Genomic DNA, 15,873 nt, shown 5'->3' on the forward strand with positions numbered 1-15,873 from the left:
GCAGCATTATTATCATATATTCAGCAATTGCCATCATGTGATAAGTTTCTTTCCTTTTCAATAAAATCACCTAAGGTACCTGCTTTGATATAAGCAAAATCTCTCAATGCACGGATACGATAAGTTAACTTATTTCCGTATATCCAAATTGTCTCATCAGTCAGTTCGTATTTCTTTTCCATAGTGACAGCCTCTTAATGCATGCTTTGTCTTTTAAGCTCTTGTGACAGCACACCAATTCCTTTTGCTGTGATTTTTGCGCAAGGAATGACTTCTTCTATTCCACTAGCGGTTTGAAGTGTGATGGTTGGACAGTCCATCAGTTGCTTTTGGATTTTGTCTTGATAAGGAAGTAAATTTCCACCTGCTGCACGTCTATAAACCCAACCTTTTTGCTGTAAGAATTGAATGAATTGTTTTGGTTGCATCTCGAGGATTTTCGCGGCTTCTGTAAGACCGAAGAGTCCATTATGACGCTGTAAACTTTCAAGTGCCATGGCTTTTGGTTTAAGGGTACTCACTTCACTTTTTAAGGTCTCTAATTGTGTGACGCTTTCTAAAAGCAGTTTTTTTTTACAAAGAGAGGGTTTTCTAGAGCGTTTGCAAGATTTAATTGAGGGAATTGTTTTACACGCCGCTCGCATTCAATGAAATATTGACGGGCTTCTTTACCTTTTTCGTTACGCTCTAACATGGAAAGTTTTTTTGCCATGTCTAAGGTAAGGTGGTATTCCATGCTTGGACGCCCTCTTAAGGATTTCGCTAAAATTTTAGCGAAAATTATAAAATCTTGATTTTCTTGGAAATTATATTCTTTAATACGATTTTTAATCCAATCTCTAAAATTGGAATTAACTTCCAAAAATGCATGCAATTCACGTGCGTTGACCGTTTGAACGGTTTCGTGTTTGATTGTATTTTGTTGGATAGCAATAGGCTTTTCCATTACGAACCTCATATTGACGGGACTTGATGAATGAAAGGGGCGCTTTTAAATGCGCCCTTCAGAATTTAAAGCACATCACAAGTACGCAAACGGTGTTGTTGTTCGTAAGAACCGTACATTGCATCGTCATATTCACGCTGTTTTATATCGTCTAAAAAAAACCGTATGCTGTGCTGTGTAAAATAAAGTCGTGAGATATGTTTTCGTTGAAACACTGTTCTTCACTTTCTCTAAGATAAAATTCCGCGATATCTTCAGAAATGTCTTCACAACTATTCTCAGAAGGATTTATACGAAAGATTTGGATTGCATCATCTCCCTCATCAACAATGCTTAGAATTTGGCTTTCATCAAGTGGTCCAGACTCTGCAATGTTTTGATCATCATCATTATAGACAACTAATAAAATTTCATCAGAATTTATAAGAATTGGATTTTCCATAATTTTTCCTCCCTAACGCCTCTTGGCAATTGTTTGTGCGTGGTTTATGGAATATATATAATACGCATAATGCATACATATCAACAATAAAATATGCATTATGTATATTTTATTTTTAACGATATAAAAATCTTGTAAGAAGATTTTTTCTAAATGACGATTCTCATGAAAGGAGAAAGTGAATGGTTATGAAAACAATAAAAAGTGATATAGAATTAGATAACAAAATTATGCAGCTGGTTTCTACATTTAGTAATGAAAGAAAAAAGCTTTTATTTTTTTTCTTTTGCATGCAGGCGATTTAAAAGGTGAAGAATTGTTTCTTTATCTGGCTGAGTTGTTTTTTGTAGTAGATTAATAATTTGCTCATCAACGGTTTGTTTTGTCGCGGGGATTGGAAAGGAGGGACCGTCTCCCTCTCCGGTTAATAACCACCCTTCACTAATTCTAAATGCTTTTGCATATTTTGCAGATGCCCGTGATATTCCTCTTAATCCTTGTTCGTGCTGTATATAGCTAGAGTAGTTCCAGCCAAAATATCTAGCTGCTTCTTTTGCACTCCTAAAACCACGCGCTAAACGTGCTTTTATTAATCTAGCAGATTGGTCTATCGTGTTACTAAGCATTTTTATCTCCTTAATATATTCATATTGCATATAATTGGTATGCATTTCGACTTGACTTTTAAGTAGTCATAATGCATATCATTTTTTATGGGAAAAATAGCAGTAAAACAGTTACGTAAAAATCTGAATTTAACTCTGAAAGAAATGGCAGAACGGTTAGGCGTCAACAAATCAACAGTATGGCGTTGGGAAAATATGGTGTTCCTTCAAGGGGAGCCGTTGCATATCTTCTCGAAGCGTTATGGAATAAACAATCACCTCCAACGTCTTCTTTTGTCAACGGTTTCAGTTTGAGTGAAAAGCCGTGTGAACAAAATAAGATGGTACAACCTCAATATGAAGAAAGGAAATAAAGATGGATTACGGTTTACCAATATCATTACTGTCCATATCGATTATTGTTTTGAATATTATTGTATTTTTTCATTGGTATAATAACAGATAGGAGAAGAAAATAAGATAACTAAAGACTTAGACCTTACAGCTTGTTTTTAGTGTATAACTCTTTATTTAATCTTTTATTCATCGCGAGTGAGGGAACGATATAGAGTGCGTTCTGTCTTGGATATCTTAGCCCAAAAATTCAATCTTTGTGTCTCTGAAAAACGAAAAAAGCCAATGCAATAAAAAGCTTTAAGTGTTTTATTGGGATAGTTAGAGGAAGTATGTTCTACAATAATATTTATAGGATTTACTATATCTGGTTGCATAGCTTGAATAGTCAATAAAATTGTAAGTTCCTTCTTACTCTCTACATTAAACAGGTCAAATGTACTCTCTGGTTCCGGTTTTAACTGAGGATCTATTAAGTTGATGTGTTTAGGTTTTATAGGGATATTGACGCTTTGTTCTTTAATAATTTTGTGATTTGGACTGGGATAGAGAGCTTCAACAAATTGAAACGGATTTTGGGGATCTAGCCAGATATTATTTATCTTAATTGCTTGTTTTGTGGGATTGTAGAAGGTTAAATCTACTTTGAATGTGGGATTTTCATTTGAATCGTAAGGTACATTTGCTAGCGTTTTTGTATAATTAATTTGTAATTTAGGCCCTAGAGATTGTTGTTTGCGTTTTCATATCTGTCCAAACTGAAACACTAGCATGAATAGCAGTAGCAGCGAGAGATATTGTAGAAAAGTATTCAAATATCGTTAACATTTCCCCCCCTCATTTCAAAAATAACTAATGGAACATTAAAATGACTAACACGATTCTCTGTCTTGATCTAGGTACTAAGACTGGCTGGGCTATATGTGGTGCTGATGGTCACATAACAAGCGATACAAAACATTTTCAATCACGCCGTTTTGAAGGCGGTGGTATGCGTTATCTGCGCTTTAAGAAATGGCTTTCTGAACTAAAGAGGTCTGTTGATGAAATTGACGCGGTGTATTTTGAAAAAGTACGCCGGCATGTGGGGACTGATGCAGCGTATGTTTACGGTGGCTTTCTAGCAACTTTAACGGCTTGGTGTGAACATCATCAGATACCGTACGAAGGCATTCCAGTTGGTACGATTAAGAAAGCGACAACGGGGAAGGGTAATGCTTCAAAAGGAGAAATGATTAAAGCGGTGTGTGCAAAAGGGCACGCGCCTAAAGATGATAATGAAGCAGATGCTTTGGCAATTTTATATTTAAAGAAAGAAGGGGGTACACATGTCTAATGGTATGCCATGGGTAAGATTTTATTTGTATGACTGGATAAGTGGTACAAATGGAATGACATTGGAGCAAAGGGGCGCTTATATGACGCTTCTCGTTCTCATGTATGAAAAAAAAGCACCACTTAAAACAGATTTTGAAACGCTTGCACGCGCTTGCAATTGTTCGCAGAAAAAATTTGCAGCTATTGTCGAATACTAATGAGGAATGATAAACTTGTTGAGACAGATAATGGATTGTGGAATACGCGCGTTGAAGAAGAGCTGAACGATTTTGCTGATAAAAAAGACAACATATCGCAAGTTCGTAGTGAAGCTGGTAAAAAGGTGTGCAAGCAAAATCAAGCTATAAAGAACCAGAATAAGAATATATATAAAAAAACTAAAACTATCATTTTAGCAAAAAAAGAAATTAATTCTGAAAATTTAGAAACAAACGATTTGGTTCAAGAGCCAACAGAGGTTGATACCCTCCAAAGCCAATCAGAACAAAACACAACATCATCAGAACCCCAACCTCCCATTCACGAGCAAGAAAACGTTCCGAAAAAAGCCAAGCAGGTTAATACTGATCGAGGTTGTCGATTGTCTGCTGATTTTGAACCCAATTATGATTTTGCACTTGCAGAGGGCTTGCCTCCAGAGCGTATCAAAGTCGAAATGGCAAAATTTCGTGACTACTGGCGTTCAAAAGCCGGTGCAAATGAATCAAAATCGATTGGCAAGCAACAATGGCGTAACTGGGTACGCAAGGCGATTGATGATTTAGAAAAAACAAAAAACACAAACAACAATGGTGGAAACAATGGAAACTTTTCAAAAGATCAAAGAACTCGTGGTGGTATCGGAGAGGCAATCCGTAACCTTATCCGTAAAGAAATCTGTCTCTTCTGTTAGCGGCTTTAGCCATTTTTTTTTATGATTTTAGGCAAAGCTTTTCAGCTTGGCAAGAAAAGCGAGCGGCAAAAACAAACAGAGACAGCATTAAAGAAAGCGAGAACACGCCTTGAGGTAGAAAATGAAATTAATCAAAAAAGTGATGCTGGTGTGCGTGCTGCTTTGTCTCGTTGGATGCGCGGCCAATAGGTCTGTTTCTTGTGTTGGTTGGTTGCCCATTTATTTAGACAAGCAAGATCTGAACGCTCTCAGTCCCAATTTAGCAAGAGATATTTTAAAGCATAATCAACAGGGAGCACGCTTATGTGGGTGGCAAAATGAGTAGCAATCAAAGTAAGCGGGGAAAAAACCTTTCGGAAACAGAACGACGGCTGCTTCACGAGATGATAGAAACCTATCAAGGCTTAAAGATGATGTCAGGCATTATGAAGTGGATTACCTTCATTATCTTTATCTTTGTAATGGATTTGTCCCGTTTCATCGATGCCATAGAAAATAGCTTCTCACACTTTAAAAAGTGGCTCACGAAGAGTTAAGGAAGATTTATGTTTGATATTCCTAATAGAATTAGATTTTTAAAAACTCATCATAATGGTGATACAAGCTTAGCACAGGAGAGCCTCTTAACATCAGGAACGAATCTTCAATGGCAAGAAATTTTAAATGATCTTCTTCTAGGTAGTCATCATTATAGTAGAAAAAATAAAGCCAAAAATTATGATACTAGTTTTCCTCTTAATTTAGGAAAAGAGAAATATCGTAAGATTTTTTATTCTAAAGTTCTCATAAAAAATACCTAGAAAAGAAGTTCTGATTCGCAATAATTGAGAGGCATGTTGCAAAATCCTATTCCCTCACCTTTATTCTAGCTCCCCTAACCCTAAAAAACATATGAAAAATAAATAAGTTACATAAAAGGTGAAAGCATATGGTGGGCGATGAGAGACTCGAACTCCCGACATCCTCGGTGTAAACGAGGCGCTCTACCAGCTGAGCTAATCGCCCAATGCAATGATCAGCAATTGGATGGGTCCTCTTTAAGGAAAAAATTTTCTAAACGCAAGAATAAAGATGGTATTTGATAATTTTTTAAAAAAATGCATAATCCTTCTTGACATAAACGTGTGAACCCCTTACACGACCGCTTGTACCAAGAATAAGTTGGTGTAAAGAATGCGCGGGTGTAGCTCAGTTGGTTAGAGTGCTGGCCTGTCACGCCGGAGGTCGCGGGTTCGAGCCCCGTCACTCGCGCCATTTCTTGTTTCCTTATGGGATTTCTTTTTAAGATATTCATGTGCTATGGATTAGGTAGTGAAGTGTCTACTTTTTGGGGGATATGTTTTTTCTTCCTTTTTACATGGTTTATAAGAATAGGGCTTGCGTCTTTCGTTGCTCTGCGTTACCTATGCCGATAAGAAAAGTATCGCTCTGTATACCTTTTAAGCATTATGAGTAGAATGAATAGAGCGATTATTTGAATTTATCTGTTTGACCTCGCAATATCGAGTCATTGTGTTAAGTTCTGGTATTTTGTTACGATGGAAGAGGGTTATGGCTTATTTATTGAGCTCTTATCTACCAGTTTTGATTTTTATTATTGTCTCAGCAGTTATTGCTGGGGTTTTGTTGATTACACCGTACATTGTAGCATACCGTTCTCCCGATCCTGAAAAGTTATCGGCTTATGAATGTGGATTTAATTCATTTAGTGATGCACGCATGAAGTTTGATATTCGTTTCTATTTGGTTTCAATTTTGTTTATTATTTTTGATCTTGAAGTTGCTTTTCTTTTTCCTTGGGCCGTTTCATTCGAATCGATAGGTATATTTGGCTTTTGGTCTATGATTGTGTTTTTAGCGATTTTGACTATTGGATTTATATATGAATGGAAAAAAGGAGCGCTTGAATGGAATTAATATCTAATAATTCAACGATTACAGCTCCAAAACCAAAGGGAATCATCGATCCCAATACCGGTGAATTGATAGGATCAGATGATAAGTTTTTTCGTGATATTAATGCGGAATTATCAGATAAGGGTTTTTTAGTTACCTCAGCCGATGCTTTGATTACTTGGGCGCGCACTGGTTCTCTCATGTGGATGAGTTTTGGCTTAGCTTGTTGTGCTGTCGAAATGATGCAGTGTTCCATGCCTCACTATGATAATGAGCGCTTTGGATATGCCCCACGCGCTTCGCCCCGCCAATCAGATGTGATGGTAGTTGCAGGTACTCTAACAAATAAGATGGCACCAGCTCTAAGAAAAGTCTATGATCAAATGCCGGAGCCGCGTTATGTGATCTCTATGGGATCGTGTGCTAACGGTGGTGGGTATTACCATTATTCTTATTCAGTTGTACGTGGGTGTGATCGTATTGTGCCTGTGGATATTTATGTTCCAGGGTGTCCTCCTACAGCGGAAGCGTTGCTGTACGGTATATTATTGCTGCAGAAAAAAATTCGTCGTACAGGTTCCATAGAGCGATAGGGGTTTCATTATTATGATGAATGAAACATTGGTTGAACTTTCTAACTATTTGAAAGACAAATTAGGCGATAAGCTTGAAGAAACCATTCTTGCATTTGGTGAATTAACGATTATATCGCGTCTTGATGCAATTACAGATGTGTTAATGTTTGTTCGTGATGATTCTCGCTGTCAGTTTATTAATATTACAGATATTAGTGGAGTTGATTACCCATCTCGCGATAAGCGTTTTGATGTCTCTTATCAATTATTGTCTCCTCGTGAGAATTTACGTTTACGTGTTAAGGTTCGTACAGATGAAAATACTCCAGTTGCTTCTGCGTGTTCTATTTATCCTGGAGCAGAGTGGTATGAGCGTGAGACGTACGATATGTACGGGGTTTTATTTTCAGGGCATCCCGATTTAAGGCGGATTTTAACGGATTATGGATTTGAAGGGCATCCTTTACGTAAAGATTTTCCCGTAACTGGATTTGTTGAATGTCGTTATGATAATGAAGCAAAGAGAGTGATTTATGAGCCTGTTGTTTTGCGACAAGAGATGCGCAGTTTCGACTTTCTTTCTCCTTGGGAAGGAGCACAATATGTTTTGCCATGTGATGAAAAAGGAGATGTCAAGAAATGATATGGGGGCTGATAAATCTTTAGGTTAGGGTGTAGGTCTTTAAAAATACCAGTTTTAGGTATAATGAGAGTTTTTGTTAACGTTTGATATGAAGTTTTTTAAAAAGCAAGGGGTTGATTGTGGCTGAGGTCAATGTTCGAAACTTTAATATCAATTTTGGTCCGCAGCATCCTGCAGCGCATGGCGTTTTGCGCATGGTTTTGGAATTGGACGGTGAAGTTGTTGAGCGTGTAGATCCGCATATTGGATTATTGCATCGCGGTACTGAAAAATTAATGGAAACAAAAACATATCTTCAAGCTGGTCCTTATCTGGATCGTTTAGATTATGTTGCTCCTATGAATCAAGAGCATGCTTTTGTACTTGCTATTGAAAAATTATTAGGGGTTAAAGTTCCAAAGCGAGGGCAATTAATACGTGTTTTGTTTTCTGAAATTGGACGTATTCTTAATCATTTGCTTAACGTAACGACACAGGCGATGGATGTTGGTGCTTTGACTCCACCACTTTGGGGATTTGAACAACGTGAAAGATTGATGATTTTTTATGAACGTGCGTGCGGGGCACGTCTTCATGCCAATTATTTTCGCCCCGGTGGTGTGCATCAAGACTTACCAGAATCCTTAATTGAGGATATTGGTAATTTTATTGATCCGTTTCTTATTGCTCTTGGTAAGCTTGATGCACTTATAACACCAAATCGGATTTTCAAACAGCGTAATGTAGATATTGGTGTGGTGAGTATTGATGAGGCTTGGGCGCGTGGTTTTTCTGGGGTTATGATTCGTGGAGCCGGTGTAGCATGGGATTTGCGTAAGAGCCAACCTTATGAGTGTTATGATGAAATGGAATTTGATATTCCTGTAGGTAAGAATAGTGATTGTTATGACCGTTATTTGATTCGTATGGAAGAGATGCGGCAATCAGCAAAAATTATGCGCCAATGCGTGAATCGTTTGCTTAGTACTGAAAAAAATGGACCAGTTTCGAGTTTAGATCGTAAAATTGTACCCCCAAAGCGAAGCGAAATGAAAAGTTCGATGGAAGCGCTTATTCATCATTTTAAACTTTATACAGAAGGTTTTCATACGCCTCCTGGTGAGGTATATGCTGCTGTGGAAGCTCCAAAGGGTGAGTTTGGAGTTTATCTTGTTTCTGATGGAACCAATAAGCCTTATCGTGTCAAGTTGCGTGCTCCTGGGTTTGCTCATCTTCAGGCTATGGACTTTTTAACCAGAGGGCATATGTTGGCGGATGCTACCGCTATTTTGGGTTCAATTGATATTGTTTTTGGGGAGGTTGATCGCTAATGTCCGTGCGCCGTCTTGCAGATGATATCTCACAGCCCGCAGAGTTTTCTTTTACAAAGGAAAATCAGATATGGGTGAAGAATACCATAGAGAAATATCCTGTAGGGCGCGAGCAGTCTGCTGTTATTCCATTACTCATGCGTGCACAAGAGCAAGATGGTTGGGTTACGCGTGCTGCAATTGAGCATATTGCCCAAATTCTTTCTATGGCTTATATTCGAGTTCTAGAGGTTGCAACTTTTTATACTCAGTTTCAACTTAAACCTGTAGGGACAAAAGCACATATTCAAGTGTGTGGTACAACTCCCTGTATGTTACGTGGATCTGATGAATTGATTAAAGTTTGTCAGAAAAAAATTCATCATGATCCTTTCGTTACTAATCCGGATGGAACATTATCATGGGAAGAGGTAGAGTGTCTTGGCGCTTGTGTTAATGCTCCCATGGTTATGATTTTCAAGGATACTTATGAAGATCTTACAGCTGAGCGTCTTGAAGAAATTATTGATGCATTTGAAGCGGGAAAAGGTTCTGAAATAACGGTTGGTCCACAAAACAGTCGTCAATCATCGGAGCCGATTAGTGGTTTAACCTCTCTTCTTGAGGATGAAGAAAAAAGGAAATCTCTCAAATCTTCAAAGAAAAAAGGATCATAAAGGAATGGGGGGTGAGTGAGATATTTTTTTGAAAAGATATTTCATTATTTTATCCACATTATAACAATGTTTAATTAAAAGTAGAAAGTTTTTAAGAAATTTAAAAAAATTGCATTTGAGGAAAAGCTAAAAATGCTACGGGTAATAGAGAAAAAGGTGGGGTATGCTCGCTGATAAAGATCGTATCTTCACCAATATTTATGGTTTAAAAGACAAATCGTTAAAGGCTGCGATGTTGCGTGGGCATTGGAGTGGTCTGAAAGAGATTATTGATAAAGGTCGTGATTGGATCATCGATGAAGTGAAAGCGTCAGGTTTACGTGGGCGTGGTGGTGCTGGTTTTCCTACAGGAATGAAATGGTCATTTATGCCCAAACAAAGTGATGGTCGTCCTCATTATTTGGTTGTAAATGCTGATGAATCAGAGCCTGGGACATGTAAAGACCGTGATATTTTACGCCATGATCCCCATACTCTCATTGAAGGATGTGCAATTGCTACTTTTGCCATGGGAGCAAATGTTGCTTTTATTTATATTCGCGGTGAATATATTCGTGAGCGTGAAGCACTGCAAGCGGCTGTTGATGAGTGTTATAGTGCCGGTTTACTAGGTAAAAAAACAAAATATGGTCATGCATGTGATATTATTATTCATCATGGTGCGGGTGCTTATATTTGTGGTGAAGAAACGGCTCTTCTTGAGAGTCTTGAGGGAAAAAAGGGACAACCTCGGCTTAAACCACCATTCCCTGCAAATATGGGAATTTATGGATGTCCAACGACTGTTAATAATGTAGAATCTATTGCCGTTGTTCCAACGATTTTGCGTCGGGGTGCTTCCTGGTTTTCATCAATTGGACGTGCAAATAATGTTGGAACGAAATTGTTTATGGTTTCTGGGCATGTGAATGCACCTTGTACATTTGAAGAAGCTCTTGGTGTTTCTTTTCGTGAGTTAATTGAAAAACATACCGGTGGTATTCGTGGAGGTTGGAATAATCTTTTGGCAGTTATTCCAGGTGGTGCTTCTTGTCCAGTTGTTCGTGGAGAGGATATGGTTGATGCGATCATGGATTTTGATGGGATGCGCGATGTCGGGTCTTCTTTTGGTACCGGTGGTGTTATTGTTATGGATAAATCAACGGATATTATCAGGGCAATTTGGCGTATAGCAGCTTTTTTCAAACATGAAAGTTGTGGTCAGTGTACGCCATGTCGTGAGGGTACGGGGTGGATGATGCGTCTTTTAGGGCGTATGGTTGAGGGAAGAGCTCAAAAACGTGAAATTGATCTTTTGTTTGAAGTGTCTAAACAGGTTGAAGGTCATACTATCTGCGCTCTTGGTGATGCAGCAGCATGGCCTATACAGGGATTGATACGAAATTTTCGCCCAGAAATTGAGCGTAGAATTGATGATTATACACGAAATGTTGTGCAAAGGAAAAATATTGCTTTGGAAGCGGTTGGATAGAGATTTTTGTTTTAAGAGCAATGAAATGCAAGTTTAAGTGGATTATCCGCAGGCTGGATGAGTGATGATAAATATCAAAGTTGATGGTAAAGAGATTGAAGTCCCTGATTACTATACGTTGCTTCAGGCAGCGGAGGCAGCTGGTGCTGAAGTACCACGTTTTTGTTTTCATGAAACTTTATCAATTGCTGGAAATTGTCGCATGTGCTTGGTTGAGGTTAAGGGAGGACCTCCAAAACCTCAGGCTTCTTGTGCGATGGGGGTTCGTGATTTGCGTGCAGGGCCTAATGGTGAAGCACCAGAAATTTTTACCAATACAGAGATGGTAAAGAAAGCCCGTGAAGGTGTGATGGAGTTCCTTCTCATCAATCATCCTTTGGATTGTCCTGTCTGTGATCAGGGAGGAGAATGTGATCTTCAAGATCAAGCAATGCTCTATGGACGTGATTGTTCTCGCTATACAGAAAATAAGCGTGCTGTAGAAGATAAATATATTGGTCCTCTTGTCAAAACGGTTATGACACGCTGCATTCATTGTACACGTTGTGTCCGTTTTACAACAGAAGTAGCAGGTATTTCTGAGCTTGGATTGATCGGTCGTGGTGAAGATGCTGAAATTACGACATATCTTGAAAAAGCTATGACATCTGAGTTACAGGGCAATGTTATTGATCTTTGTCCAGTAGGAGCTTTAACTTCAAAGCCTTATGCATTTCATGCACGTCCTTGGGAGTTGATTAAAACAGAATCGATTGATGTTATGGATGCGCTTGGCAGTGCGATCCGTATTGATAGCCGCGGCCGTGAAGTGATGCGGATCATGCCGCGTACGAATGAAGATGTAAATGAGGAATGGATCTCTGATAAGACGCGTTTTATTTGGGATGGGTTACGAACTCAGCGTCTTGATAGACCATATGTACGCAAAGATGGAAAACTTCAGCCTGTAAGTTGGGTAGAAGCTTTTGAAAAGATTAAAATGGTGGTTTCTAAAACCTTGCCAGAAAAAATAGGGGCAATTGCAGGGGATCTTGCCTCTGTTGAAGAAATGTATGCCCTTAAAGCATTACTGATCTCGTTGGGTTCAAAGCTTTTTGATTGTCGTCAAAAAGGAGTTGCTTTGTCGCCAGAGTTTGGACGTTCGAGTTATATTTTTAATCCTACAATTGCGGGGATTGAACAAGCTGATGCATTGCTCATTGTGGGCTCTAATCCACGCCATGAAGCTGCTGTTTTAAATGCGCGTATTTTAAAACGCCAACGGATGGGAAATTTTCCTGTTGCGCTCATTGGAGAGGAAGTGGATTTACGTTATCCTTATTCTTATCTTGGATCTGGGGGTGATGCTTTAAATACACTTATTGGTGGAGAGGATGCTTTTTTTAATGTTTTAAAAAAAGCAAAGAGACCTCTTATTCTTATCGGAGAGGGGGCGATTTGCGGAAATGAAGGGTTATCTGTTTTAAAAAACCTTGCTAAATTAGCGGATAATATTGGTGCTCTTAGTGAAGAATGGAATGGATTTGGGATTCTTCATAATGCAGCGTCAATCGTTGGAGGGTTAGATATAGGCTTTACTTCTAAGCTTGGGGTTGCAAATATTCTTAAAACCTGTGAAGTTTTATTTTTGCTTGGTGCTGATGAAGTGGAATTGACCAATATAAAAGCGTTTAAAATTTATATTGGTAGCCATGGTGATAATGGTGCGCATGCGGCTGATGTTATTTTACCTGCATCAACTTATACTGAAAAATCAGGACTTTATGTGAATACAGAAGGGCGTGTTCAAATGACAAATCGGGCTGGTTTTGCTCCAGGTGAAGCAAAAGAAGATTGGGCTATTTTGCGTGCCTTATCAGATGTTTTAGGACAAAGACTCCCCTTTGATTCTCTTTCTCAATTAAGACAATGCTTATTTAATGATTACCCACATCTTTGTGCCATTGATGATATAATGCCTTCTGATATAAGTGGTCTTAAGGCGCTTGGTTCGAAAATGGTTTCCCTAGAAAGTCAAGCATTTACTTCTATGGTTAAAGACTTTTATTTGACAAATCCGATAGCACGTGCTTCTGCCGTTATGGCTGAATGTTCATCTCTTACAAAAAGCCGTGCTATGCAAGCTGTAGAGTAAGGGCAAAGGAAAAGGAATAATGATGTATGATTTCTTTATGACTTGGCTGTTGCCATTACTTATTGTCGTTGGAAAAACGCTTCTTCTTTTGGTCGTTCTGTTGATTTTAGTTGCTTATCTTCTCTATGCAGATAGAAAGATTTGGGCTGCTGTACAATTGCGACGTGGTCCCAATGTTGTTGGTCCGTGGGGATTACTACAGTCTTTTGCAGATTTAATTAAATTTGTTGTGAAAGAACCTATTATCCCAGCAGGTGCAAATAAGGGGGTTTTTCTTTTAGCTCCTTTTGTTTCAGCAACACTTGCTTTATCAACTTGGGCTGTTATCCCTGTCAATGAGGGATGGGAAGTTGCAAAGATTAATGTTGGATTGCTTTATATCTTAGCCATTTCATCTCTTGAAGTTTATGGTGTTATTATGGGGGGATGGGCATCAAATTCAAAATATCCTTTCTTAGGAGCTCTTCGTTCAGCAGCACAAATGGTTTCTTATGAAGTTTCTATTGGTTTTGTTCTTGTGACTGTTATTTTAGTAAGTGGTTCGTTGGATCTCACAACCATTGTTCTTAAACAAAATCATGGACTTGGTACAACTCTAGGTCTTCCTTTTAATAGTTTTCTCGATTGGAATTGGCTCATTCTTTTTCCAATGTTTATTATCTTTTTTATTTCTGCGCTCGCAGAAACAAACCGTCCTCCCTTTGATTTAGTGGAAGCAGAATCTGAGCTTGTTGCTGGTCATATGGTTGAATATTCTTCAACGCCATATATGCTCTTCTTTCTTGGTGAATATGTTGCTATTGTTTTAATGTGCGCATTAACAACCATTTTATTTTTAGGCGGTTGGCTCCCTCCTTTAGATGTTTGGTGGCTTAATTGGGTTCCCGGTATCATTTGGTTTGTTCTAAAAGTTTGTTTTGTATTTTTTTGGTTCGCTATGGTCAAAGCTTTTGTTCCACGTTATCGTTATGATCAACTCATGCGGCTTGGTTGGAAGGTTTTTCTTCCTCTCTCGTTAGCAATGGTTGTCATAACTGCTGCTTTTTTAAAGTATAGTGGTTTTTCTTAAGAGGAGTTTTTATGATGTCAGTTTTTTTTCAGGCAGCAAAGTCACTTCTTCTCTTAGAGTTTATGAGTGCTTTTTTCTTAGCTATGCGTCAATTTTTTGCACCAAAGCCTACGATTAATTATCCTTATGAGAAGGGTTTTGTTTCTGAGCGTTTCCGTGGAGAACATGCACTTCGTCGTTACCCAAATGGTGAAGAACGCTGCATTGCTTGTAAATTATGTGAAGCAATTTGCCCTGCACAAGCAATTACCATTGAAGCAGGACCGAGGCGTAATGATGGTACACGGAGGACTGTCCGTTATGATATAGATATGGTTAAGTGTATTTACTGTGGTTTTTGTCAAGAAGCTTGTCCAGTTGAAGCTATTGTAGAAGGGCCAAATTTTGAATTTGCCACAGAAACGCGAGAAGAACTGTATTATGATAAAGAAAAGCTTTTAAGCAATGGAGATCGCTGGGAGCGAGAAATTGCTCGTAATATATTGATGGATGCACCTTACCGTTAAGTGTATCATTTGAGGTATCGGATAATTTTTCCGATAAATTGTAATCTGGTATGAAGTTTGTACCAATTATTTAAATAATTAAGGAGAAGCCCATGCTAACAGATCTAGCGGCGGCATTTTTCTATTTGTTTGCTTTTATTATGCTAACAAGTGCAGTGATTGTTATTACAGCACGCAATCCTGTACATTCTGTTTTATTTTTAATATTGGCATTTTTTAATGCTGCAGCTTTATTTTTGCTTGCAGGAGCAGAGTTTTTGGGACTGATTCTGCTTGTTGTTTATGTTGGAGCTGTCGCTGTTTTATTTTTATTTGTCGTTATGATGCTCGATGTTGATTTTGCTGAGTTAAAGAGTGGCGCTCTTCGATATGCGCCTATTGGAGCTCTTATTGGCGTTATTATCGCTGTAGAATTGATTGTTGTTTTTGTGAGTAGCCATTTTTCTCCAGTTCTTAAAACGCATGTTACACAGCCAATGCCAGATTTAGGGCAGCGAACAAATACACAAGCATTAGGAGATATTCTCTATACGGATTATGTTTTCTATTTTCAAATTGCTGGAATAATTTTATTAGTTGCAATGATTGGTGCTATTGTTTTAACACTTTGTCATAGATCGGGAGTTAAACGACAATCCATCGCAGAGCAAGTTTCTAGAACAGTAGAAAGTGCTATTGAAATCAAGCAAGTTGAATCAGGTAAAGGTATTTAAGGGGGCTATGGTTATGTATATCGATATTGCGCATTATCTTACTGTTTCTGCTTTGATGTTTACAATTGGTATTGCTGGAATTTTTCTCAACAGAAAAAATGTGATTATCATTTTGATGTCTATTGAGCTTATATTACTCTCCGTTAATATAAATTTTGTCGCATTTTCGGCATTTCTTCATGATCTCGTTGGTCAGATATTTGCTTTATTTGTCTTAACCGTCGCAGCTGCTGAAGCTGCTATTGGTTTAGCAATTCTTGTCGTTTTTTTCCGTAATCGTGGTTCCATTGCGGTTGAAGATGTTAACGTAATGAAAGGCTAAC

General features: G+C 38.3%; 17 protein-coding genes, 2 tRNA genes and 4 pseudogenes. 18 read left to right on the forward strand and 5 right to left on the reverse strand.

What is annotated here, in order from left to right:
- Positions 1–20: 20 nt before the first annotated feature.
- From PVV65_RS01235 to PVV65_RS01250, 4 genes and pseudogenes are all read right to left on the reverse strand, one after another.
- Positions 21–182: a hypothetical protein gene (locus PVV65_RS01235; RefSeq protein WP_273788992.1), complete on the reverse strand. Its 162-nt coding sequence runs from the start codon at positions 180–182 to the stop codon at positions 21–23.
- A gap of 12 nt (positions 183–194) precedes the next feature.
- Positions 195–946, reverse strand: a pseudogene (locus PVV65_RS01240) (antA/AntB antirepressor family protein).
- 65 nt (positions 947–1,011) lie between these two features.
- Positions 1,012–1,388 (reverse strand): annotated as a pseudogene (locus tag PVV65_RS01245) (hypothetical protein).
- A gap of 272 nt (positions 1,389–1,660) precedes the next feature.
- Entirely contained in the window at positions 1,661–2,014 is a 354-nt protein-coding gene (locus tag PVV65_RS01250) for a helix-turn-helix domain-containing protein (protein WP_005773900.1), read from the reverse strand.
- Positions 2,015–2,101: 87 nt separating this feature from the next.
- On the opposite strand from PVV65_RS01250, the gene PVV65_RS01255 reads away from it, so the two are divergent.
- From PVV65_RS01255 to PVV65_RS01285, 6 genes and pseudogenes are all read left to right on the forward strand, one after another.
- Positions 2,102–2,308: a DNA-binding transcriptional regulator gene (locus tag PVV65_RS01255; RefSeq protein ID WP_273788908.1), complete on the forward strand. Its 207-nt coding sequence runs from the start codon at positions 2,102–2,104 to the stop codon at positions 2,306–2,308.
- Positions 2,309–3,215: 907 nt separating this feature from the next.
- Positions 3,216–3,683 (forward strand): crossover junction endodeoxyribonuclease RuvC, encoded by a 468-nt coding sequence (locus tag PVV65_RS01260; RefSeq protein WP_273788909.1) that lies wholly within the window; start codon positions 3,216–3,218, stop codon positions 3,681–3,683.
- Positions 3,676–4,550, forward strand: a pseudogene (locus tag PVV65_RS01265) (YdaU family protein); the annotation flags it as partial. The gene PVV65_RS01260 and the pseudogene PVV65_RS01265, both read left to right, overlap by 8 nt.
- Positions 4,551–4,561: 11 nt before the next feature.
- A pseudogene (locus tag PVV65_RS01270) lies at positions 4,562–4,766 on the forward strand (hypothetical protein).
- A 116-nt stretch (positions 4,767–4,882) separates the two neighbouring features.
- Positions 4,883–5,113 carry a hypothetical protein gene (locus PVV65_RS01280; protein WP_273788912.1) on the forward strand — a complete coding sequence of 77 codons (231 nt, stop codon included), beginning with the start codon at positions 4,883–4,885 and terminating at the stop codon, positions 5,111–5,113.
- Between the two features lie 9 nt (positions 5,114–5,122).
- On the forward strand, positions 5,123–5,377 hold the full coding sequence (locus PVV65_RS01285) for a hypothetical protein (RefSeq protein ID WP_273754216.1): 255 nt from the start codon (positions 5,123–5,125) through the stop codon (positions 5,375–5,377).
- A gap of 129 nt (positions 5,378–5,506) precedes the next feature.
- Here the strand turns inward: PVV65_RS01285 and PVV65_RS01290 are convergent.
- Positions 5,507–5,582, reverse strand: a tRNA-Val gene (locus tag PVV65_RS01290).
- 172 nt (positions 5,583–5,754) lie between these two features.
- Here PVV65_RS01290 and PVV65_RS01295 point away from each other — a divergent pair.
- From PVV65_RS01295 to nuoK, 12 genes are all read left to right on the forward strand, one after another.
- Positions 5,755–5,831: transfer RNA gene (locus tag PVV65_RS01295), tRNA-Asp, on the forward strand.
- Positions 5,832–6,128: 297 nt separating this feature from the next.
- Positions 6,129–6,494, forward strand: coding sequence for an NADH-quinone oxidoreductase subunit A (locus PVV65_RS01300; RefSeq protein WP_273754215.1), 366 nt, complete (start codon positions 6,129–6,131; stop codon positions 6,492–6,494).
- Positions 6,485–7,066, forward strand: coding sequence for an NADH-quinone oxidoreductase subunit B family protein (locus PVV65_RS01305; RefSeq protein WP_273788913.1), 582 nt, complete (start codon positions 6,485–6,487; stop codon positions 7,064–7,066). Before PVV65_RS01300 ends, PVV65_RS01305 begins: the two co-directional genes overlap by 10 nt.
- 16 nt (positions 7,067–7,082) lie before the next feature.
- Positions 7,083–7,691 carry an NADH-quinone oxidoreductase subunit C gene (locus PVV65_RS01310; RefSeq protein ID WP_273788984.1) on the forward strand — a complete coding sequence of 203 codons (609 nt, stop codon included), beginning with the start codon at positions 7,083–7,085 and terminating at the stop codon, positions 7,689–7,691.
- A gap of 119 nt (positions 7,692–7,810) precedes the next feature.
- On the forward strand, positions 7,811–9,001 hold the full coding sequence (locus PVV65_RS01315; protein WP_273788914.1) for an NADH-quinone oxidoreductase subunit D: 1,191 nt from the start codon (positions 7,811–7,813) through the stop codon (positions 8,999–9,001).
- The gene (nuoE, locus tag PVV65_RS01320; protein WP_273788915.1) at positions 9,001–9,657 is read left to right on the forward strand and encodes an NADH-quinone oxidoreductase subunit NuoE; all 657 of its coding nucleotides are present in this window, start codon (positions 9,001–9,003) and stop codon (positions 9,655–9,657) included. The genes PVV65_RS01315 and nuoE overlap by 1 nt, the downstream gene beginning before the upstream one ends.
- 163 nt (positions 9,658–9,820) lie before the next feature.
- Positions 9,821–11,128 carry an NADH-quinone oxidoreductase subunit NuoF gene (gene nuoF / locus PVV65_RS01325; RefSeq protein ID WP_273788916.1) on the forward strand — a complete coding sequence of 436 codons (1,308 nt, stop codon included), beginning with the start codon at positions 9,821–9,823 and terminating at the stop codon, positions 11,126–11,128.
- 64 nt (positions 11,129–11,192) lie between these two features.
- Positions 11,193–13,262, forward strand: coding sequence for an NADH-quinone oxidoreductase subunit NuoG (gene nuoG, locus PVV65_RS01330; protein ID WP_273788917.1), 2,070 nt, complete (start codon positions 11,193–11,195; stop codon positions 13,260–13,262).
- 22 nt (positions 13,263–13,284) lie between these two features.
- Entirely contained in the window at positions 13,285–14,331 is a 1,047-nt protein-coding gene (nuoH, locus tag PVV65_RS01335; RefSeq protein WP_273788985.1) for an NADH-quinone oxidoreductase subunit NuoH, read from the forward strand.
- 14 nt (positions 14,332–14,345) lie between these two features.
- Entirely contained in the window at positions 14,346–14,837 is a 492-nt protein-coding gene (gene nuoI, locus PVV65_RS01340) for an NADH-quinone oxidoreductase subunit NuoI (RefSeq protein ID WP_273754345.1), read from the forward strand.
- A 92-nt stretch (positions 14,838–14,929) separates the two neighbouring features.
- Positions 14,930–15,550 (forward strand): NADH-quinone oxidoreductase subunit J, encoded by a 621-nt coding sequence (locus PVV65_RS01345; protein WP_273754209.1) that lies wholly within the window; start codon positions 14,930–14,932, stop codon positions 15,548–15,550.
- Positions 15,551–15,563: 13 nt separating this feature from the next.
- Positions 15,564–15,872 (forward strand): NADH-quinone oxidoreductase subunit NuoK, encoded by a 309-nt coding sequence (nuoK, locus tag PVV65_RS01350; RefSeq protein ID WP_120102367.1) that lies wholly within the window; start codon positions 15,564–15,566, stop codon positions 15,870–15,872.
- Position 15,873: the final 1 nt, after the last annotated feature.

It is taken from the genome of Bartonella sp. ML70XJBT, assembly GCF_028618425.1.
Lineage (GTDB): Bacteria > Pseudomonadota > Alphaproteobacteria > Rhizobiales > Rhizobiaceae > Bartonella.